Source organism: Cellulomonas sp. ICMP 17802, from assembly GCF_041295535.1.
Classification (GTDB): Bacteria; Actinomycetota; Actinomycetes; order Actinomycetales; family Cellulomonadaceae; genus Cellulomonas.
Window position 1 is genome coordinate 17062 of the sequence record NZ_JBGFQZ010000020.1, and the last position, 19617, is coordinate 36678.

General features: G+C 72.6%; 22 protein-coding genes. 3 read left to right on the forward strand and 19 right to left on the reverse strand.

The window, feature by feature from the left end; all coding sequences use genetic code 11:
* The first annotated feature begins 161 nt into the window (after nt 1-161).
* Nucleotides 162-1163 carry a LacI family DNA-binding transcriptional regulator gene (locus AB5970_RS13995; protein WP_370504566.1) on the forward strand — a complete coding sequence of 334 codons (1002 nt, stop codon included), beginning with the start codon at nt 162-164 and terminating at the stop codon, nt 1161-1163.
* Here AB5970_RS13995 and nagA read toward each other — a convergent pair.
* The gene (gene nagA / locus AB5970_RS14000; protein ID WP_370504567.1) at nt 1158-2330 is read right to left on the reverse strand and encodes an N-acetylglucosamine-6-phosphate deacetylase; all 1173 of its coding nucleotides are present in this window, start codon (nt 2328-2330) and stop codon (nt 1158-1160) included. The two genes, AB5970_RS13995 and nagA, sit on opposite strands and share 6 nt — an antisense overlap.
* A gap of 100 nt (nt 2331-2430) precedes the next feature.
* On the opposite strand from nagA, the gene AB5970_RS14005 reads away from it, so the two are divergent.
* The gene (locus AB5970_RS14005) at nt 2431-3996 is read left to right on the forward strand and encodes an AMP-binding protein (protein ID WP_370504568.1); all 1566 of its coding nucleotides are present in this window, start codon (nt 2431-2433) and stop codon (nt 3994-3996) included.
* A gap of 5 nt (nt 3997-4001) precedes the next feature.
* Here AB5970_RS14005 and AB5970_RS14010 read toward each other — a convergent pair whose 3' ends face one another.
* Genes AB5970_RS14010 through AB5970_RS14020 form a run of 3 tightly spaced genes read right to left on the reverse strand, consistent with a single transcriptional unit; the run spans nt 4002 to nt 6111 of the window.
* On the reverse strand, nt 4002-4493 hold the full coding sequence (locus tag AB5970_RS14010; protein ID WP_370504569.1) for a hypothetical protein: 492 nt from the start codon (nt 4491-4493) through the stop codon (nt 4002-4004).
* Between the two features lie 58 nt (nt 4494-4551).
* On the reverse strand, nt 4552-5199 hold the full coding sequence (locus tag AB5970_RS14015; RefSeq protein ID WP_370504570.1) for a TetR/AcrR family transcriptional regulator: 648 nt from the start codon (nt 5197-5199) through the stop codon (nt 4552-4554).
* A 3-nt stretch (nt 5200-5202) separates the two neighbouring features.
* Nucleotides 5203-6111, reverse strand: coding sequence for a DMT family transporter (locus AB5970_RS14020; RefSeq protein ID WP_370504571.1), 909 nt, complete (start codon nt 6109-6111; stop codon nt 5203-5205).
* Nucleotides 6112-6189: 78 nt separating this feature from the next.
* On the opposite strand from AB5970_RS14020, the gene AB5970_RS14025 reads away from it, so the two are divergent.
* A complete protein-coding gene (locus AB5970_RS14025) occupies nt 6190-7110 on the forward strand; it encodes a LysR family transcriptional regulator (RefSeq protein WP_370504572.1) in 921 nt (306 codons plus the stop codon).
* Here the strand turns inward: AB5970_RS14025 and nucS are convergent.
* From nucS to prfA, 15 genes are all read right to left on the reverse strand, one after another.
* Nucleotides 7096-7791 carry an endonuclease NucS gene (nucS, locus tag AB5970_RS14030; protein WP_370504573.1) on the reverse strand — a complete coding sequence of 232 codons (696 nt, stop codon included), beginning with the start codon at nt 7789-7791 and terminating at the stop codon, nt 7096-7098. The two genes, AB5970_RS14025 and nucS, sit on opposite strands and share 15 nt — an antisense overlap.
* A gap of 14 nt (nt 7792-7805) precedes the next feature.
* The gene (locus AB5970_RS14035) at nt 7806-8213 is read right to left on the reverse strand and encodes a DUF2550 family protein (RefSeq protein ID WP_370504574.1); all 408 of its coding nucleotides are present in this window, start codon (nt 8211-8213) and stop codon (nt 7806-7808) included.
* A 13-nt stretch (nt 8214-8226) separates the two neighbouring features.
* Nucleotides 8227-8520: a F0F1 ATP synthase subunit epsilon gene (locus AB5970_RS14040; protein WP_370504575.1), complete on the reverse strand. Its 294-nt coding sequence runs from the start codon at nt 8518-8520 to the stop codon at nt 8227-8229.
* 80 nt (nt 8521-8600) lie between these two features.
* Entirely contained in the window at nt 8601-10088 is a 1488-nt protein-coding gene (atpD, locus tag AB5970_RS14045; protein WP_370504576.1) for a F0F1 ATP synthase subunit beta, read from the reverse strand.
* Between the two features lie 13 nt (nt 10089-10101).
* Nucleotides 10102-10995 (reverse strand): F0F1 ATP synthase subunit gamma, encoded by an 894-nt coding sequence (locus tag AB5970_RS14050; RefSeq protein ID WP_370504577.1) that lies wholly within the window; start codon nt 10993-10995, stop codon nt 10102-10104.
* Nucleotides 10996-10997: 2 nt separating this feature from the next.
* A complete protein-coding gene (gene atpA, locus AB5970_RS14055; RefSeq protein WP_370504578.1) occupies nt 10998-12626 on the reverse strand; it encodes a F0F1 ATP synthase subunit alpha in 1629 nt (542 codons plus the stop codon).
* A 71-nt stretch (nt 12627-12697) separates the two neighbouring features.
* On the reverse strand, nt 12698-13510 hold the full coding sequence (locus AB5970_RS14060; RefSeq protein WP_370504579.1) for a F0F1 ATP synthase subunit delta: 813 nt from the start codon (nt 13508-13510) through the stop codon (nt 12698-12700).
* Nucleotides 13510-14094 carry a F0F1 ATP synthase subunit B gene (locus AB5970_RS14065; protein ID WP_370504603.1) on the reverse strand — a complete coding sequence of 195 codons (585 nt, stop codon included), beginning with the start codon at nt 14092-14094 and terminating at the stop codon, nt 13510-13512. Before AB5970_RS14065 ends, AB5970_RS14060 begins: the two co-directional genes overlap by 1 nt.
* Nucleotides 14094-14303 carry an ATP synthase F0 subunit C gene (gene atpE / locus AB5970_RS14070; protein WP_370504580.1) on the reverse strand — a complete coding sequence of 70 codons (210 nt, stop codon included), beginning with the start codon at nt 14301-14303 and terminating at the stop codon, nt 14094-14096. The genes AB5970_RS14065 and atpE overlap by 1 nt, the downstream gene beginning before the upstream one ends.
* A gap of 84 nt (nt 14304-14387) precedes the next feature.
* Nucleotides 14388-15131: a F0F1 ATP synthase subunit A gene (gene atpB / locus AB5970_RS14075; RefSeq protein ID WP_370504604.1), complete on the reverse strand. Its 744-nt coding sequence runs from the start codon at nt 15129-15131 to the stop codon at nt 14388-14390.
* Nucleotides 15132-15293: 162 nt separating this feature from the next.
* Nucleotides 15294-15776 (reverse strand): hypothetical protein, encoded by a 483-nt coding sequence (locus AB5970_RS14080; protein WP_370504581.1) that lies wholly within the window; start codon nt 15774-15776, stop codon nt 15294-15296.
* On the reverse strand, nt 15773-16900 hold the full coding sequence (locus AB5970_RS14085; protein ID WP_370504582.1) for a glycosyltransferase family 4 protein: 1128 nt from the start codon (nt 16898-16900) through the stop codon (nt 15773-15775). Before AB5970_RS14085 ends, AB5970_RS14080 begins: the two co-directional genes overlap by 4 nt.
* Nucleotides 16897-17547, reverse strand: a complete 651-nt coding sequence (locus AB5970_RS14090) for an L-threonylcarbamoyladenylate synthase (RefSeq protein WP_370504583.1) — start codon at nt 17545-17547, stop codon at nt 16897-16899. Before AB5970_RS14090 ends, AB5970_RS14085 begins: the two co-directional genes overlap by 4 nt.
* Entirely contained in the window at nt 17544-18434 is an 891-nt protein-coding gene (gene prmC / locus AB5970_RS14095) for a peptide chain release factor N(5)-glutamine methyltransferase (protein WP_370504584.1), read from the reverse strand. Before prmC ends, AB5970_RS14090 begins: the two co-directional genes overlap by 4 nt.
* Nucleotides 18431-19519: a peptide chain release factor 1 gene (prfA, locus tag AB5970_RS14100; RefSeq protein ID WP_370504585.1), complete on the reverse strand. Its 1089-nt coding sequence runs from the start codon at nt 19517-19519 to the stop codon at nt 18431-18433. The genes prmC and prfA overlap by 4 nt, the downstream gene beginning before the upstream one ends.
* Between the last annotated feature and the right edge of the window lie 98 nt (nt 19520-19617).

The window sequence follows — 19617 nt, forward strand, 5'->3', positions numbered from 1 at the left end:
TTGGTGGGGCTTTTGCCGGACTGCATCAACGGCTATCGTCGAAGCGCTTCGCCGTGGAGGCCGTGCCCTCGGTGCAGGCTCCCGGTCCGACCGGGGGCTGCCCGCTAGGGTGACTCCCGGCGCCCGGGTCCCGGGGCTCGACGCGAAGGAGGGGCGGTGCCGTGACCACGATCGACGACGTCGCACGAGCGGCGGGCGTCTCGGTGTCGACCGTCTCGTACGCCCTGTCCGGAAAGCGCCCGATCTCGGCCTCGACCCGGCAGCGGGTCGAGCGCGCCGTGCGCGAGCTGGGCTACCGACCGCACGCCGGCGCCCGCGCGCTCGCCTCGCAGCGCACCAGCGTGCTCGCGCTCATGGCGCCCCTGCGCGTCGACGTCAACGTCGGCGTGATCATGCAGTTCGTCACCGGGGTGGTCACGCGCGCCCGCGACTTCGAGCACGACGTCCTGCTGCTCACCCAGGACGACCACGCCGGCATCGAGCGGGTGGCGGCCGGGTCGATGGTCGATGCGGTGATCATGATGGACGTCGAGGCCGAGGACCCCCGGCTCCCCATCCTGCGCCGCCAGCGCCAGCCCGCCGTGCTCATCGGGCTGCCCCGCGACGCCTCGGGCCTCTCGTGCGTCGACCTCGACTTCGAGGCGGTCGCGCGCACCGCGGTCGACCACCTCGCGGACCTCGGGCACCGCCGGATCGCGCTGATCGGCTCGCCGCAGGCCGTGCTCGACCGGCACACCACCTACGCCCAGCGCATGGTCCGCGGGTTCCGGTCCGAGACCGAGCGCCTCGGCGTCGAGGCCGTCTTCGAGCCGTGCGAGTCGTCGGTCGCCGGCGCCGTGGACGCGCTCGACCGCGTCCTCGCCCGGCTGCCCGGCGTGACCGGGCTCGTGGTGCACAACGAGGTCGCCCTGCCGGCCGTGCTGGCGACCCTGCGCGAGCGCGGGATCGAGGTGCCGCGAGACGTCTCCGTGGTCGCCGTCTGCCCCGAGGACGTCGCGCTCGGTCAGGTGCAGGCACTCACGGCGGTGAGCATCCCGGCCACGCGGATCGGGGCGGTCGCGGTCGAGATGGTCATGCACCGGCTCGACCACGGCCAGGAGGCCGAGACCCGGCTGCTGGCGCCCGAGCTCACGGCCCGGACCACCACCGCGCCGGCGTCATAGCCAGGCGCCCCCGCGCAGCACGCGCAGGGGCCGCAGCTCGTCGTCGACGAGCACGAGGTCGGCCCGCCGTCCCGCGGCCAGCGCGCCGAGGTCGCGGCGGCCGAGCACGTCCGCCGGGGTGGTCGCCGCCGCGAGCACGGCGTCCTCGAGCGGGATCCCGGCGGCGACGACGTGGCGGACCACGTCGAGCAGGTGCGCCACTCCCCCGGCGATCGCGCCGGTCTCATCGGCCACCCTCGCCACCCCGTCGGCGACCACGACCTCCATGGGCCCGAGCCGGTACGACCCGTCGGGCATGCCCGCGGCCGCCATGGCGTCGGTGACCAGCGCTATCGAGCCGGCGCCCACCAGGTCGAACACCGACCGGACCGTGCCGTCCGCCAGGTGGGTGCCGTCGGCCACCAGCTCCACCACGAGCTCGCCGCGCGCGGCGGCCGCGAGGCACGCGGCGATCGGGCCCGGGTCGCGGTGGTGCAGGGGGCGCATGCCGTTGAACAGGTGCGTGGCCGTCAGCCGGCCGTTGGACCGCGCGGCCAGCAGGTCGAACCCGCGGTCCACGGCGTCGTCCACCTGCTCGGCCGACGCGTCGGTGTGGCCGATCGAGGGCACCGCGCCGGCGTCGACCAGGGCCTCGATCACGCCGCCGGCCCCGGGGACCTCCGGCGCGACCGTCATCGTGACCAGGTGACCCCCCGCCGCCTCCGCGAGGCGGCGCACCAGCTCCGGGTCGCCCGGCAGCATGTCGGCGGGGTTCTGGGCGCCGCAGCGGTCCGCCGACAGGAAGGGCCCCTCGAGGTGGATGCCGACGATCTCGCCCGCGTCCGCGAGGCCTGCCAGCAGGGCGGTCCGCTCGAGCAGGGCGTCCGTCGGGGCCGTGACCAGCGACGCGACCAGGCTGGTGGTGCCGTGCCGGCGGTGCTCGTCGACCGCGCGCTGGGCGTCCGCCGCGTCGACGGCGTCCGGGAAGCTCGCTCCCCCGCCGCCGTGGCAGTGCAGGTCGACCAGGCCCGGCAGGATCGTCGCGTCGCTCGGCTCCGGCAGCGTCCATGCCGGCGGCAGGCCGTCGGCCGGGCCGACCCACACGATCGTGGCGTCGTCGACGACCACGGCGCCGTCGTCGAGGATGCCGCGGGGAGTCACCAACCGGCCACGCAGGATGAGGGTCACGGGCTCATCCTTGCGCACGCGACGGACGACTCCGCACCGGGTAGCGTGCCGAGCGTTGGCCGCGCACACCGGCGTGCGCACCCCGGCGCGAGGAGCAGCGGTGAGCATCGCGAGTCCCTACCCTGACGTCGACGTCCCGGACGTCTCCGTGTTCGACCACGTGCTCGGGAGCCTCTCCCCCGACGAGCTCAGCACGGTCGCGGTGGTCGACGGGGACGCCGAGCTCACCTACGGCGACCTGGTCGACCGAGTCCTCGCCGTGGCCGGGGCGCTCGCCGCCCGCGGGGTGCGGCCCGGCGACGTCGTGGCCCTGCACGCGCCGAACTCCGCCGCGTTCGTGGCGCTCTTCCACGGGATCCTGCGCGCCGGCGCGACGGTCACCACCGTCAACTCCCTCTACACGGCCGACGACATCCGGCGCCAGCTCGCCGACTCGCGGGCATCGTTCGCCATCACCGTCTCGGTGCTCGCCGAGCCGATGCTGGCCGGCGCGCACGCCGTCGGCCTCGGGGACGACCGCATCGTCGTGGCCGACGGGGCCCCGGGGCACGAGTCGCTCGCCGACCTTCTCGCCGAGAGGCGGCCCGCCCCCGACGTGGCGATCGACCCCGCGACGCACCTGGCCGTGCTGCCGTACTCGTCCGGGACGACGGGGACGGCCAAGGGCGTCATGCTCACGCACCGCAACCTCGTGGCCAACGTCGAGCAGTCGCGCCGGCTGATCCGGCTCGGCCCCGACGACGTGGTGGCCGCGGTGCTGCCGTTCTTCCACATCTACGGCATGACGGTGCTGCTCAACCTCTCGTTGCGGGCACGGGCCCGTCTGGTGACGCTCGCGCGGTTCGACCTCGCGCAGTTCCTCGCCACCGTCGAGCGGCGACGCTGCACCTACCTCTTCATCGCCCCGCCCATCGCGGTGGCGCTGGCCAAGCACCCGGCGGTGGCCGAGCACGACCTGTCGAGCGTGCACACGATCCTGTCCGGCGCCGCACCCCTGGCCGGCGCCCTCGCGGACGCCGTCGCGGAGCGCCTCGGGTGCCGGGTGGTGCAGGGCTACGGCATGACCGAGATGAGCCCGGTCTCGCACGCGGTCCCGGCCGACCGCGACGACCTCCCCCGCGGCTCGATCGGTCTGATCATCCCCAACATGGTGTGCCGCGTGATCGACCCCGCGGACGGGCACGAGATCGAGGTCCCGGCCGACGGGATGAGCGAGCCGGGCGAGCTCTGGTGCCAGGGCCCGAACGTCATGGTCGGCTACCTGGGCGACGAGGCCGCGACCGCCGAGACCCTCGACGCCGACGGCTACCTCCACACCGGCGACGTCGTGACGGTCGACGCCGACGGCGCGTTCTACGTGGTCGACCGGCTCAAGGAGCTGATCAAGTACCACGGCTACCAGGTGCCCCCGGCGGAGCTCGAGGCCCTCCTGCTGACGCACCCGGACGTCCAGGACGCCGCTGTCATCGGGGTCGCGGACGCCGACGGGCAGGAGACACCGAAGGCGTTCGTCGTGCCGCGGTCGCCCCTCGACGCCGACCTGCTGATGGCGTGGGTGGCCGAGCGCGTCGCACCGCACAAGAAGATCCGCCAGGTCGAGTTCGTCGACTCCATCCCGAAGTCGGCGTCGGGGAAGATCCTGCGCAAGGACCTGCGGGCGCGCTGACGACGTCAGCCGCGCGCGTCGTCGAGGACCGCGTCCTCCACGTCCTCGTCCGTGGGCGTCCTCGGTCGGCCGGCGCGACGGCGGCGCGCCCACCCGGACCACCAGCGCGCGCCGCCCGCGCCGACCGCCCCCTCCAGCGCTGCGAGCACGGCGTGCGGGCTCACGGGCTGGACCACACCGAACCCGACGCAGAGCGCGACGGACAGCGCGGCGCCGACGAGGGCGAACGCGCCGACGTGCACCGCCTCGCGTCGGCTCCGCCGCACCAGGTGAGCCGTGAGCACGCCCGCCGGGAAGCCCACGACGAGCACGGGCACCGCCGCGACGAGCAGGACGTAGCAGAGGAAGGCGACGCCCTGCGACCAGCCCTGTCCGGCCAGGGCCGAGGGGTCCGTGACCAGCTGGACGGCGAGCACGAGCGGCACGTTGACCAGCGCGAGCACCGCGACGCAGCGCAGGCACAGCGCGAGGACCGCTGCCGGGCCGTGGACCGTCACGACGCACCCGACGCAGAGCGATCCCCGGCCAACCCGCCGACGACGGCTGCGCCGTGGCTCATGCCCGCACCGCGCGCACCAGCGCGAGCACGTCGTCGGCGGCACCGCGCAGCACCGGCAGCCGCGACAGCCTCACCAGCCGACCGATCAGCGGCGCGATCCCCTCGACGAGCGTCCGGGTGCGGCGCTGCCCGTGGGACCCGTCGTAGACCCAGAACAGCGTCACGCCCAGCTGCGCCAGCCAGAGCAGCTCGGGCAGCTCGTCGCGCAGGACGGTCGGGACCGCGGGGGTCGCCCCCTCCACGAGCTCGCGGAAGATGCCCTGGCTCAGCCGGCGCGCGTCCGCGGAGTGCGCCGAGAACGGGCTCGCGGCCGACCCCGGCCGGATGGCGACGGTGATGAACTCCCCGCCGAACGCGTGGTAGTCCGCGAACGCGTCGACGCCGGCCAGCAGCACGCCGCGCAGCCGGTCGGTCAGGTCCCCTCCGCGCGCCAGCACCTCGCGCGCGCGGACGACGTGCTCCCGGTTGACGTCGAGGTACAGCTCCTGGACCAGGTGGTCCTTGGACGCGAAGTGGTAGTACGCGTTGCCGGTGGCGACCCCGGCCTCCTGCGCGATCGCGCGCATGGTCGTGGCCGCATAGCCGCGCTCGCGGAACAGCCGGAGGGCGGTCGCCCGCACCAGCTCCTTGGTGTCGTCGCTCATGACTCATTTGAACACGTTCAACTGAACATGTTCAAGCCGTGCGGGGCGAGGCGCGGGCCGCGGTGCCCGCGCGATGATCACGACGCCGACGAGCACGACCAGGCCGCCCAGCAGCTCGGCGCGGACCGGGAGCTCGCCGAGCAACGCCCATCCGAGCAGGACGGCGACCGGCGGCACGAGGTACAGCAGCGACGTCGACACCGCGACCGGCATCCGGCCGACGGCGTACGCCCACAGGACGAAGCCGATCGCCGACGGCACGAGGCCCAGGTACACGGCGGCGAGCCACGCGCCGCCGTCGGCGCGGGCCAGGTTGCCGAGGTCGACGACGACCAGGGGCATCGTCATCACCGCGCCGGCCACGATCGCGTAGCACGCGACCTCGAGGCTCGAGTAGCGCGCGAGGAGCGGCCTCTGGAGCGGGTGGTACATGCCCTGCACGACCATCGCGGCCACCACGATCCACACCGACGCGGAGAGCGAGACCCCCGCGCGGGCCAGGCACACGAACGCGACCCCGACGAGCGCGACGACGCTCCCGACGACCGTCGCCCGCGCGACCTTCTCGTGGAACAGGAGCCGCGCGACGCCGACCGAGACGACGGGCGCCGCCGCGACGATCATGCTGGCCGTGCCCGCGGGGACGTGCAGCTCGCCCCAGTTCAGGAGCAGCTGGTAGGCGGGCATCCCGAGGAACCCGCACGCCGCGATCCAGCCCAGGTCCCGAGAGCGCGGTCGGCGCGACCGCGTCACCACGGCGAGGGCGAGCAGGGCGAGCGCCGCGACGCCGGTCCGCACGCCCGCGAGGCCGATCACCCCCATCGCGGGCACCGCGGCGCGGATCGCGACGAACGCCGACGCCCACAGCACGACGACGGCCAGCCCCGCGACGAGTGCCCTGTTGTCCTTCACCGCTCGAGCGTGACAGTCTCTACCCATCAGGTCTACTGACTGTTTGTGAACCTCACATCACTGGGAGTGATGCTTCTCATGCTCGACGTGCGCAAGCTCCGGATGCTCACCCTTCTGGAGCGGCTCGGCACCCTCGCGGCCGTCGCCGACGAGCTGCACCTCAGCGCCCCCGGTGTCTCCATGCAGCTCTCGTCGCTGGAGAAGGAGGTGGGGATCCCGTTGACGCAGCGGCAGGGCCGTCGCGTCGTCCTGACCCCGGCAGGGAGCGTGCTGGCAGAGCATGCTCGCGACGTCGTCGACCGCCTGTCCATCGCCGAGCTCGAGCTGGACGCGCTCCGCGCCGGGACGGTGGGCCGCTACACCGTCGCGGCGTTCCCCTCGGCAGCCCGCACGATCCTCGCGGAGGCGTTCCGACGCCTGCGCGGCGAGGACGGGTCCACCCTCGAGCTGCACCTGACGACCGCCGAGCCGGAGCCCGCGCTCGACGCCCTGGCCGCGGGAGCCGTCGACCTCGCCGTGATCCACGCGTACTCCAACGTCCCGCGGGACGTCGCGCCCGACGTGGCGACCCACGTGCTCGGCACCGACCCGGTCTGGCTCGCCGTGCCGGCGCTCGGGGACCCGAGCTCTCGCCTCGAGGACTACGCCGAGCACCCCTGGATCGCGCCGACCGGGGACGTCACCTGCTACGCCATGGTCGAGCGCGCCTGCGGGCTTGCCGGCTTCCGTCCCCGCATCGTCGCCGAGTCGATGGACTTCGCCGTCCAGCTGGCGCTCGTCGCCGCGGGGGTCGGGGTGGCGCTCGTGCCGGACCTCACGGTGGACCGGGTCCCGCACGGGGTCCGGCTGCTGCGCCCGGCGGCGCCCGTCGAGCGGACGGTCGCCGTCGCCGCACGCCGGTCCCGCCTCGCGGATCCCGGCGTCCGACACCTCACCGAGGTGATCGCCGCGGCGGCCGAGGCGACTCTCACGGCCCGTCGGGCCTCAGAACAGGCGTGAGCCCGAGTCGTCGACGCCCTTCATGGCGTCGTAGTCGAGCACCAGGCAGCCGATGCCCCGGTCGGTCGCCAGCACGCGCGCCTGCGGCTTGATCTCCTGCGCGGCGAACACCCCGCGGACCGGGGCCAGGTGCGGGTCGCGGTTGAGCAGCTCGAGGTAGCGGGTCAGCTGCTCGACGCCGTCGATGTCTCCGCGGCGCTTGATCTCGACGGCGACGGTGCCGCCGGAGGGGTCCTTGGCCAGGATGTCGACCGGGCCGATCGCCGTGGGGTACTCCCGACGGACCAGGGTGTGCCCCGTGCCGAGCAGGATGATCTGCGCCGCGAGCAGCTCCTGGAGGTGGGCCTCGACGCCGTCCTTGACCAGGCCGGGGTCGACGCCCAGCTCGTGCGCGGAGTCGTGCTGCACCTCGTACAGGTCGATCTCGAGGCGGTCGTCCGACTTCTGGTGCTGCACGGTCCACACCTGGGTGACGCCGGCGGCTCGGGACTCGTCGGACGGCTCGGACACCGCGAGCGTGCACGGCGGGCTCATCCAGTTCAGCGGCTTGTACGAGCCGCCGTCCGAGTGCAGCAGCACGCTGCCGTCGGACTTCACCAGCAGCAGGCGGGTGGCGAGGGGCAGGTGCGCGTTGAGCCGGCCGCTGTAGCGGGCAGCGCAGGACGCCACGACGAGACGCATCGGAACTCTTTCCGTCAGATGACCGAGCCGACGCGCGAGGGCGTCGCCTCGATCCACGACGTGAGGCCCGCGTAGGCCTCGGTGCTCATCAGCAGGTGGACCACGGTGGTCGCCGCGCCCGGGCGGCAGGTGACCAGCAGCTGCCCGGCGGCCGTCTCGCGACGCTCGAGGACGGTCAGGCCCATGCGCTGCCAGCGCTCCCGCGGCCGGGCCGCCAGCGAGCGGTACCGCCACCAGTACAGGGAGTCGGTCCCGTACTGCGCGACGCCCGACGACCACGGCCCGTCGGCCGTGCGGCCGACGGAGCACGAGAACGAGCCCACCCGCCGGTTCAGGGTGTGCACCCGCGAGCCCCAGAGCGCCGCGAGGACGAGCAGGAGGACGACGACGACACACCCGAGTGCGACGACGTGCCCGCTCACCGTGCCGGCGACCTCAGTGCGCGGCCGGCGGCGTCGCGGGGCGGGCGCCCTCGACGACGTGGTCGGCGACGATGGTCAGGTGGTTCGAGTCGAAGGACAGGAACCCGCCCTCGACCTGCCAGCGCTTCGGCTGGGCGCCCTGCGACGGGAACACGCGGACCTCGCCGGGCTGCAGCACGGACAGCACGGGCTCGTGACCGGCCAGGATGCCGATCTCGCCCTCGCCCGCCTTGGCCGAGACCATGTAGGCCGTGCCGGACCAGAGCTTGCCGGCGGTGGCGACGAGCTCAACCTCAATGTCTGCCACGAGACCCTCCTTCGATGATGTGCGGGACTACGGGTACGCAGGGGCGCCCGTGGAGGGCGCCCCTGCGTCGGTCTGACGGGTCAGACGCCGTAGTCCTTCTGGATGCGGGCCCAGTTGCGCTCGAGGTCCTCGAGGCCGCCGATGTTGAAGAAGGCCTGCTCGGCGATGTGGTCGAACTCGCCGTCGGCGATCTTGCCGAAGGCCTCGACCGTCTCCGTGAGCGGGACCGTGGAGCCGACGACACCGGTGAACTTCTCGGCCATGTACGTGTTCTGCGAGAGGAACTGCTGGATGCGACGGGCGCGTGCGACGACCGTCTTGTCCTCCTCCGACAGCTCGTCGACGCCGAGGATCGCGATGATGTCCTGGAGCTCCTTGTTGCGCTGCAGGATCGACTTCACGCGGGTCGCGGCGTCGTAGTGCGCCTGGCCGACGTAGCGGGGGTCGAGGATGCGGCTGGTCGACGTCAGCGGGTCGACGGCCGGGTAGAGGCCGCGCGACGCGATCTCGCGCGACAGCTCCGTGGTGGCGTCGAGGTGCGCGAACGTCGTGGCCGGCGCCGGGTCGGTGTAGTCGTCGGCGGGCACGTAGATCGCCTGCAGCGAGGTGATCGAGTGGCCGCGCGTCGAGGTGATGCGCTCCTGGAGGATGCCCATCTCGTCGGCGAGGTTCGGCTGGTAGCCGACCGCGGACGGCATGCGGCCGAGCAGCGTCGACACCTCGGAACCGGCCTGCGTGAACCGGAAGATGTTGTCGATGAAGAGCAGCACGTCCTGCTTCTGCACGTCGCGGAAGTACTCCGCCATCGTCAGCGCCGACAGGGCGACGCGCAGACGCGTGCCCGGCGGCTCGTCCATCTGGCCGAAGACGAGCGCCGTCTTGTCGAAGACGCCGGCCTCCTCCATCTCGACGATGAGGTCGTTGCCCTCACGGGTGCGCTCGCCGACACCGGCGAACACCGAGACACCACCGTGGTTGAGCGCGACGCGCTGGATCATCTCCTGGATGAGGACCGTCTTGCCGACGCCCGCACCGCCGAAGAGGCCGATCTTCCCGCCCAGCACGTACGGCGTCAGCAGGTCGATGACCTTGATGCCGGTCTCGAACATCTGGGTCTTGCTCTCGAGCTGGTCGAAGGCCGGGGGCTTGCGGTGGATGGGCCAGCGCTCGGTGATCTCGAGCTTCTCGCCCTCCTTGAGGTTGAGCACCTCGCCGATGACGTTGAAGACGTGGCCCTTGGTGATGTCGCCGACGGGCACGGAGATCGCCTCGCCGGTGTCGCGCACGAGCGCGCCGCGGACCAGGCCGTCGGTCGGCTTGAGCGCGATGGCGCGGATCAGCGAGTCGCCGAGGTGCTGGGCGACCTCGAGCGTCATCGTCGTCGCGCCGGAGGCCTCCCCCTCGCCCTGGGTCGACAGGTCGATGTCGACCTTCAGGGCGTTGTAGATCTCGGGGATCTGGTCGGACGGGAACTCGATGTCGACGACGGGGCCGATGACCCGCGCGACCCGACCCACGCCGGGGCCGGACGCGTGCTCGACGGCCGCTTCGGTGGTGGTAGCAGTCATGGTTTCTCCAGTGTTAGGAGGCGAGCGCGTCGGCGCCCGACACGATCTCGCTGATCTCTTGGGTGATCTCGGCCTGGCGGGCCTGGTTGGCGAGCCGGGTGTACATGCGCACCAGGTCCTCGGCGTTCTCGGTCGCGGTGTGCATCGCGCGCTGGCGAGCGGCGAGCTCGGAGGCCGCGGCCTGCAGGAGGCAGGTGTAGATGCGGCTGCGCACGTACATCGGCAGCAGCGCGTCCAGCACGGCCTCCGGCGACGGCTCGAACTCGTACAGCGGCGGGATCTCGTTCTCGTCGCGCGCCTCGACGCCCTCGACGATCTCGAGGGGCAGCAGCCGGATCACGCGCGGCGTCTGCGACACCATGTTCTTGAAGTGCGTGAACACGACGTGCAGCTCCGCGACGCCACCCTGGTCCGCCGGCGCCCGGAAGGCCGCGAGCAGGGTGTCGGCGATGTCGGTGGCGGTCTCGACCGTCGGGGCGTCCGAGCTGCCCGACCACTGCTCCGCGAGCTCACGCCCACGGAACGCGTAGTACGAGATGGCGCGGCGGCCGACGGCGTAGACGACCGGCTCCTTGCCCGCCTCGGTGAGGCGACCGATGAGGCGCTCGGCCTCCCGGATCGCGCTCGCCGAGTAGGCACCGGCCATGCCGCGGTCCGACGTGACGACGAGGACCGCGACCCGGTTGGTGTCCGACCGCTCGGTGACGAGCGGGTGGGTCACGTTCGAGTGCGTCGCCACGGCCGACACGGCACGGGTCAGCGCCCGGGAGTACGGCGTCGCCGCCGTCACCCGGTCCCGCGCCTTGCCGATGCGCGAGGCAGCGATGAGCTCCATCGCGCGGAAGATCTTCTTCAGCGACTGTGTCGACCGGATCCGCTGCCGGTAGACGCGCTGCTGACCTGCCACGGTCAGCCCTTCTTCTGCCGGACGATCTGCTCCTGCTCGACGTCGACCTCGGCACCGTCGTCGGTGGAGCCGACCAGCGTCGTGCCGTCACCCACGAGGAACCCGTTGCGGAACTCGTCGATCGCGTCGCCGAGAGCCTTCTCGGTGTCGTCCTCGAGCTTGCCGGTCGACGCGATGGTCGACAGGACCTCGGTGTTGCGGCGCAGGTGGTCGAGCAGCTCGCTCTCGAACCGGCGGACGTCGGCCAGCGGGACGTCGTCCAGCTTGCCCTTGGTGCCGGCCCAGATCGACGCGACCTGGTCCTCGACCGGGTACGGCGAGTACTGCGCCTGCTTGAGCAGCTCCATGAGGCGGGCACCACGAGTCAGCTGCGCGCGGGACGCCGCGTCGAGGTCGGACGCGAACATCGCGAACGCCTCCAGCGAGCGGAACTGCGCGAGGTCCAGCTTCAGCGTGCCGGAGACCTTCTTCATGGCCTTGACCTGCGCGGCACCACCGACGCGGGACACCGAGATGCCGACGTCGACGGCGGGACGCTGGTCCGCGTTGAAGAGGTCGGACTGCAGGAAGATCTGCCCGTCCGTGATGGAGATGACGTTGGTCGGGATGTACGCCGACACGTCGTTGGCCTTGGTCTCGATGACCGGCAGGCCCGTCATCGAGCCGCCGCCGAGGTCGTCGGAGAGCTTGGCGCAACGCTCGAGCAGGCGGGAGTGCAGGTAGAAGACGTCACCCGGGTAGGCCTCGCGGCCCGGCGGGCGACGCAGCAGCAGCGACACGGCACGGTAGGCCTCGGCCTGCTTGGACAGGTCGTCGAAGACGATGAGGACGTGCTTGCCCTGGTACATCCAGTGCTGGCCGATGGCCGAGCCGGTGTAGGGCGCGAGGTACTTGAAGCCGGCCGGGTCGGACGCGGGGGCCGCGACGATGGTCGTGTACTCGAGCGCGCCGGCCTCCTCCAGGGCGCCGCGGACGGCGGCGATGGTGGAGCCCTTCTGGCCGATGGCGACGTAGATGCAGCGGACCTGCTGCTTCGGGTCGCCCGACTCCCAGTTGGCCTTCTGGTTGATGATCGTGTCGATCGCGATGGCCGTCTTGCCGGTCTGGCGGTCGCCGATGATGAGCTGGCGCTGGCCGCGGCCGATCGGGATCATCGCGTCGATGGCCTTGAGGCCGGTCTGCAGCGGCTCGTCGACCGACTTGCGGTGCATCACGCCGGGGGCCTGCAGCTCGAGGGCGCGGCGGCCCTCGGTCGGCAGCTCGCCCAGGCCGTCGATCGGCTGACCCAGCGGGTCCACGACGCGGCCGAGGTAGCCGTCACCGATCGGGACGGAGAGGACCTCGCCCGTGCGGCGGACCTCCTGGCCCTCCTCGATGCCCGTGAACTCGCCCAGGACGACGACGCCGATCTCACGGACGTCGAGGTTGAGCGCGAGGCCGAGCGTGCCGTCCTCGAAGCGGAGCAGCTCGTTCGCCATCGCGCCGGGCAGGCCCTCGACCTGGGCGATGCCGTCGGCGGTCAGCGTCACGCGACCGACCTCTTCGGACACCACGCCGGTCGGCTCGTAGGACTTCACGAAGCTGTCCAGCGCGGCCCGGATCTCGTCCGGCCGGATCGTCAGCTCAGCCATTGCTCTTCTCCTGTCGTGACCGCCGATGAGCGGTCGAAGTGTCGTACACGCGGACGGCCTGGGGCCGACCGTCAGCTGGCAAGTCGTCGTCGTGCGTCGGCGAGCCTGGCGAGCACGGTCGAGTCGACCACGTCCGCGCCCACCTGGATGCGCAGTCCCCCGAGGATCTCGGGGTCCACCGTCACGTTGAGCTGCAGCTCCTGCCCGTAGGCCTGCTGCAGGATGCTGCCGAGGCGGTCCATCTGCGCCTGCGAGAGCTCGCTGCCCGACGTCACGGACGCCACGAGGCGCTCGCGACGCGTCGCGGCGAGGTCGGCCACGTGGCCGAGCGTCGCGACGAACCGCCGGCCGCGAGGGGCCTCGGCGGCGCGCCGGGCCACCGCGAGGGTGGCGTCGGCGACCTTGCCCCGCAGCAGGTTCTCGGCCAGGTCCCCGCGCTTGTCGCCCGGGACCCGGGGGTCGAACAGCGCCTGGCGCACCTCGCGCTGGCCGACCAGCGACCGCGTGATGCGGAAGAGCTCGTCCTCGACCCGCTCGAGCTCGCCGCCGGCCTGCGCCGACACGAGCAGGGCGTCGAAGCCCAGCTGCTCGACGGCGTCGACCAGGTCCTCGGCCGACGACCAGTGCGCCTGCGCGAGGGTGGTGACCACGTCGACCACCCGCTTGTCGGACCGGGCGAGCACGCCCGCCACGAGGCCGGCCTTGGCGCCGGACTCGATGGACTGGTCCGAGAGCGTCCGCCGGAGCGAGCCCGAGGAGTCCAGGGCGTCCACGACGGCGAACAGCTGCTCGCCGAGCGTGATCGCCTGCGTGCCCGCGGCGGCCAGCACCGGCTCGAACCGGACCTGTGCCGCGGACAGGGACGCCAGACTCGTGCCGCGCATCAGTTCTCCTTGCCTGCGCTCGTCGCTGCGGTGGACGCCTCGAGGTCGGCCAGGAAGCGGTCGACCACGCGCGACTGGCGCGCGGCGTCCTCGAGGGACTCGCCCACGATCTTGGACGCGAGGTCCGTCGCGAGCGCGCCGACGTCGGCACGCAGCGAGACCGCCGCCTGCTGACGCTCGGCCTCGATCTGGCGCTGGGCCGTCTCGAGCGTGCGCGCGGCCTCGGAGGCTGCCTTCGCCTTGAGCTCGGTGACGATCGCACCGCCCTCGGCGCGGGCCGCCTCCTTGATGCGGGCGGCCTCCGTGCGGGCGTCGGCGAGCTGCTGCTCGTACTCCGCACGCAGGGCAGCGGCCTCGGCCTGGGCGGCCTCGGCGTGCTGCAGCCCGCCTTCGATCTTCTCCGTGCGCTCGTCGAGCACGGCCTGGAACTTCGGCAGGGCGTACTTGATGAACACGACGGCGATGATCACGACGATCACCAGCGACCACACGATGTCGTAGGTCTCCGGCAGGAGGGGGTTGATGTCCTCCGTCTGGGTGGCCGCCGCCACGCTGTGCGCGGCAGCGACGAGCTGCGCGGTGATCACTTCAAGAAGAACGGCGTCGCGATGGCGAGCAGCGCGAGGATCTCGATGAACGCCAGGCCGATGAACATCGTCGAGCGGAGCTGGCCGGACATCTCAGGCTGGCGCGCCATGCCCTCGATCGTCTTGCCGAACAGGATGCCGAGGCCGATGCCGGGGCCGATGGCCGCAAGACCGTAGCCGACGAGGGCGAGACCGGTGATTTCCACTAGATCTGGTTCCTTTCATCTGCGCGCCGCGCGGCGCGTCCGTTGCGGGGCGACGACCCGGGGATCAGGACGTCGCGGGTTCGATCAGTGCTCTGCGGTGGTGGCCATCTGCAGGTAGACCGCCGTGAGGATGGAGAACACGTACGCCTGCAGTGCGGCGACGAAGACCTCGAGCAGGAAGAACCCGAAGCCGGCGACGAAGGTCACGGCGCCGAACGCCTTGAGCCCGGCCGAGGCCTCGAAGAGGAGGAAGGACGTCGCGGCGAAGCACAGCGCCAGCAGCAGGTGCCCGGCGAGCATGTTGGCCAGGAGCCGGATGACGAGCGTGGCGGGCCGCAGGATGAACACCTGCAGGGCCTCGACCGGCGTCAGCAGGATGTAGATGGGCCACGGGACGCCGGGCGGGAACAGGCTGTGCTTGAGGTAGCCGCCCAGGCCGAACTTCTTGACGCCCTCGTACTGGTACATCACGTAGACCCAGAGCGCGAAGATGATCGGCAGGCCGATCACCGAGGTCCCCGCGATGTTGAGGAACGGGATGACGCCGGTGATGTTGAAGACGAAGACGGCGAAGAAGATCGTCGTGATCATCGAGACGTACTTCTTGCCCTCCTTCTCACCGAGGATCTCGTACGCGATCGACTTCCGGCAGAAGTCCAGGCCCATCTCGAGGACGCTCTGGAACCGGCCGGGGACCAGCGTGGCGCGCTTGGCGCCGATGATGAAGACCAGCAGGAGCGCGACGACCGCGATGAACCGGACCAGGATGATCCGGTTGATCTCGAACGGGGTGCCCTCGAACCAGATGGCCGGCGGGAAGAAGTCGATGAGCGAGGGGGCGTGGAAACCCCCGCCGCCGTCATCCGCGGCGAGCGGCAGGATCGTCGCAAGGCTGAACAGGGCGGTCTCCCGTGGTCGTGTGCGCCGAGTGCCGCATCAGTGCGGGCACGAGCACGGCGCCGGGCCTTCATGGATGGGAGGAAGCCTAACCTATGAACCCGCTTGGTCCGGACCCGGCCCGGCGTTGCCCGAGGGGCTCTGGGCGGCTCCCGGACCGGCCGCCGGCTCGAAGTAGCCGACCCGTCCGCGGGACACCGCACGGGCGTCCAGGACGGCCGACCCGATGACCCCGAGGAGCATCACGACCGCCAGCACCTGGGGGTTGTAGAAGTCGAGCGGCTTGAGGGCCACGAGCAGCGCGATGACCACGAGGATCTTCACCAGCCAGGCGCCGAGGATGACCGCCATCATGGTCGTCGGGGCCGAGCGCGTGGTGCGCTGGACCGAGATCACGGTGGTCCCGGAGAAGACCAGCGCGACGCCGACGCCGATGAGCGCGCCCCAGACCCCGGCCAGGCCGTCGACCAGGTAGCCGACCAGCACGCCGACCACGGTGAGCACGCCGAGCAGCACGAGCATGTCGCGCAGCGCCTGGCGGAAGACGAGGTCGGTGGACGACGGGGTGGTGGTCATGGTGCGGCAGCCTCCAGGGGCGGTGTGGCGGCCCGGCCGCGCAGGGGTCCGAGCGTCAGCAGGGTGGCGGCGACGACGGCCGCGCCGAAGGCGATGAGCACCACCGTCGTGGACCAGCGGACCAGGGCCGCGACCCCGAAGGCGAACACGGCCGTCCAGACGTACAGGATCACGACCGCCCGGCGGTGCGAGTGGCCCAGCTGGAGCATCCGGTGGTGCAGATGCATGCGGTCGGGGTGGAACGGCGACTTGCCGGCGCCGACGCGCCGGACGATCGCGAGCCCCATGTCGAGCAGCGGGAGCAGCAGCACGGCGAACGGCAGCAGCATCGGCAGGAACGCGGGGAACCGCTGCCGCTCGAGCACCTGCTCGGGGTCGATCTGCCCGGTGACCACGATGGCCGCGGCGCTGAACACGAAGCCCAGCACCATGGCGCCCGAGTCGCCCATGAAGATGCGCGCCGGGTAGACGTTGTGCGGCAGGAACCCGACGCAGGCGCCGACCAGCACCGCCAGCACGAGGGTGGCCAGGTTGGCGTTGGCGTACGCGCCCGGGTTGGCGCCCTCGGTCAGCAGGTAGGCGTAGAGGAAGAACGCCGTGCCCCCGATGGCCAGGACGCCGGCCGCGAGCCCGTCGAGGCCGTCGACGAAGTTCACCGCGTTCATGGCGATCACCACCGTGAGCACGGTGAGGAACATGGCCATCCGGGTGGACCCGATGATCGGGATGCTGCCCGTGGGCAGCTGGTAGACGAGCACGCCCTGCCAGGCCAGGAACCCGCCGGCCAGCACCTGCCCCATGAGCTTGGTGAGCCAGTCGAGGTCCCAGATGTCGTCGGCGACCCCGAGGGCGCACACGATCGCGGCGCCGCCCACGATGCCGATGAGCGGCCGCGGGTTGGAGTACACGCTGTCGAGGAACGGCAGCCGGCTGGCCATGACGATCGCCACGAGGATCCCGGCGAACATCGCCATGCCGCCCAGCCGGGGCGTGGGGATGGCGTGCACGTCGCGGGACCGCACCGCGGTGATCGCCCCCCAGCGCAGCGCACACCAGCGGGCCAGCGGGGTCATCAGGTACGCGACCGTGGCCGAGATGAGCAGCGCGAGCAGGTAGACCCTCACGCGGCGGGCCCCTCGACGGCGGTGACCTCGCGCAGCTGCTCGAGGCTCAGGGCACCGGCACGCACCAGGCGCAGCGTGTCCCCCGTGGCGTCGACGATGGTCGAGGCGACCTGGCCGGGCGCGTCGCCGGCGTCCAGGTAGACCGCGACGGACTCGCCCAGCTGGTCGTAGGCCTGCTGGGCGGTGACGGCCGCGGGCGACCCCGTGGTGTTCGCGCTCGAGACGGCGAGGGGTCCCGTGCGGCGCAGCAGCGCCAGGGCCGTCTCGTGGTCCGGCACGCGCAGCGCGACCGTGCCGCGCGTCTCCCCCAGGTCCCACGCGAGAGACGGCTGCGCGCGGACGATGAGCGTGAGGCCGCCGGGCCAGAACGAGTTGGCCAGCGCACGTGCACCCTCGGGGACGGCCGTGGCCAGGCCGTCCAGCGTGCGCACGTCCGGGATCAGCACGGGCGGCGGCATCTGACGGCCCCGCCCCTTGGCGTCGAGGAGCGCCTGCACGGCGGGCGGGGTGAAGGCGTCGGCGGCGATCCCGTAGACCGTGTCCGTCGGCAGCACGACGAGCCCGCCGCGGGACAGGACGTTGACCGCCTCGTCGAGCGCCGGCCCCCACGTGGTGGGGTCGCTCGCGGGGATGATCCGCTCGTTCACGGCGCCGAGTCTGTCACGTCGGGCTGGGCGTTCCGGCGCGCGACCAGCATCCGGGGGCGTCCGGTAAGGTCGGGGCGCGACTCGATGTCCACGAACGCGCCGGTGGCGGCCGCGTCGGCGCGCGCCGCCTCGTCCTGCACCTCGGCGTGCTCCATGACGAGCAGGCCGCCGGGGGCCAGCAGCCGGGCGGCCGCCTGCAGCACGGCCCGCGGCACCTCCAGGCCGTCGAGGCCGCCGCCGTAGAGCGCGAGGTCGGGGTCGTGGTCGCGCACCTCGGGCTCCACCGGCTCGGCGTCGGGCGGGATGTACGGGGGGTTGGCGACGAGCACGTCGACCGTGCCGTCGAGCTCGCTCAGCAGCGCCGGGTCCGCGACGTCGCCGTGCAGCACGCGGACGTGCTCCGCCCCGACCGCGAGCGCGTTGCGGCGGGTCAGGTCGACGGCCTCGGGCGACAGGTCCACCGCGACGACGCGGGCCGCGGGGACCTCCGTGGCGACCGAGAGGGCGATGCCGCCGGCGCCGCAGCAGAGGTCGATGACGAGCGGGGCCGGGAGCCGCAGCGCCTCGTCGACGGCGACCTGCGCGACGATCTCGGTCTCCGGCCGCGGGACGAAGACGCCCGGCTCGACCAGCAGCGTGAGGTACCGGAAGCCGGTGGTGCCCACCAGGTGCTGCAGGGGCTCGCGCAGCCGGCGTCGCTCGACCAGGCCGGCGAACTGCTCCGCGAAGCCGTCCGGGACCGGGGGCGGCAGGACGAGCTCGAGACGCTCCTGCCCGAGCACGTGCGCGGCGAGCGCGGTCGCGTCGTGCCGCGGGGACGGCACGCCCGCCTCGGCGAGGATCCGCGTGGCTCCCTCGACGAGGGCGCGCAGGTCGGGGGTGGTCACGCGTCGCCCGCCGACGCCAGCCGCGCGGCCTCGTCGGCGTCGATCGCGGACTGCACGACCGGCGCCAGCTCCCCGCCCAGGACCACGTCGAGGTTGTACGCCTTGTAGCCGGTGCGGTGGTCGGCGATGCGGTTCTCGGGGAAGTTGTACGTCCGGATCCGCTCCGACCGGTCGACCGTGCGGACCTGCGACCGGCGGGCCTCGCTCGCCGCGGCGGCGGCCTCCTCCTGGCGGGCCGCGAGGATCCGGGCGCGCAGCACGCGCATGCCGGCCTCCCGGTTCTGCAGCTGCGACTTCTCGTTCTGCATCGACACGACGATGCCGGTGGGCAGGTGCGTGATGCGCACGGCGGAGTCGGTGGTGTTGACCGACTGGCCGCCGGGGCCGGACGAGCGGTAGACGTCGATGCGCAGGTCGTTGGCGTCGATCTCGACCTCGCCCTCGTCCTCGGCCTCCGGGAAGACCAGGACGCCGGCGGCGGAGGTGTGGATGCGGCCCTGCGACTCGGTGACGGGCACCCGCTGGACCCGGTGCACGCCGCCCTCGTACTTCAGGTGCGCCCACACGCCGTCCTCGGGGGCGACCGTGCCGCGCGACTTGATGGCCAGCTGCGCGTCCTTGTAGCCGCCGAGGTCCGACTCGGTGGCGCCCAGCAGCTGCGTCGCCCAGCCCATCTTCTCGGCGTAGCGCGTGTACATCCGCAGCAGGTCCGCGGCGAACAGCGCCGACTCCTCGCCGCCCTCCCCCGCCTTGACCTCGAGGATCACGTCCCGGGCGTCGTCGGGGTCGCGCGGGATGAGCACCTCGCGCAGCCGGGCGGACGCGACGTCGGCGGCCTTCTGCAGGCTCGGCAGCTCGGCCGCGAAGCTCTCGTCGACCTCCGCCAGCTCGGCGGCCGCCGCGGCGTCGTCGGACGCGGCCTTCCAGGCGGTGTACGCCTGCGCGACGCGGCCGAGCTCGGCGTACCGGCGGCCCAGCCGACGCGCGTTGGCGGCGTCCGCGTGCACCGCGGGGTCCGCCAGCTGCGCCTCGATCTGGGCGTGCTCGGCGAGCAGCGGCTCGGCGGCGGCGAATGCCTCGCTCATGCGTGGGTCCTCAGGGCTGGTGGCGGCTGCGTCCGACAACGACACAGCGCCGGTGCCCTCGCGGACACTGCCATGGAGGGCAGTCGTCCGCGCCGGGC

What these genes read in the sequence shown, in the direction of transcription:
- AB5970_RS14015 (WP_370504570.1), bottom strand. Translation starts at nt 5,199, where the DNA reads ATGAGCGACGACACCAAGGAGCTGGTGCGGGCGACCGCCCTCCGGCTG.
- AB5970_RS14025 (WP_370504572.1), top strand. Translation starts at nt 6,190, where the DNA reads ATGCTCGACGTGCGCAAGCTCCGGATGCTCACCCTTCTGGAGCGGCTC.
- nucS (WP_370504573.1), bottom strand. Translation starts at nt 7,791, where the DNA reads ATGCGTCTCGTCGTGGCGTCCTGCGCTGCCCGCTACAGCGGCCGGCTC.
- atpD (WP_370504576.1), bottom strand. Translation starts at nt 10,088, where the DNA reads ATGACTGCTACCACCACCGAAGCGGCCGTCGAGCACGCGTCCGGCCCC.
- atpA (WP_370504578.1), bottom strand. Translation starts at nt 12,626, where the DNA reads ATGGCTGAGCTGACGATCCGGCCGGACGAGATCCGGGCCGCGCTGGAC.
- AB5970_RS14060 (WP_370504579.1), bottom strand. Translation starts at nt 13,510, where the DNA reads ATGCGCGGCACGAGTCTGGCGTCCCTGTCCGCGGCACAGGTCCGGTTC.
- AB5970_RS14080 (WP_370504581.1), bottom strand. Translation starts at nt 15,776, where the DNA reads ATGACCACCACCCCGTCGTCCACCGACCTCGTCTTCCGCCAGGCGCTG.
- prfA (WP_370504585.1), bottom strand. Translation starts at nt 19,519, where the DNA reads ATGAGCGAGGCATTCGCCGCCGCCGAGCCGCTGCTCGCCGAGCACGCC.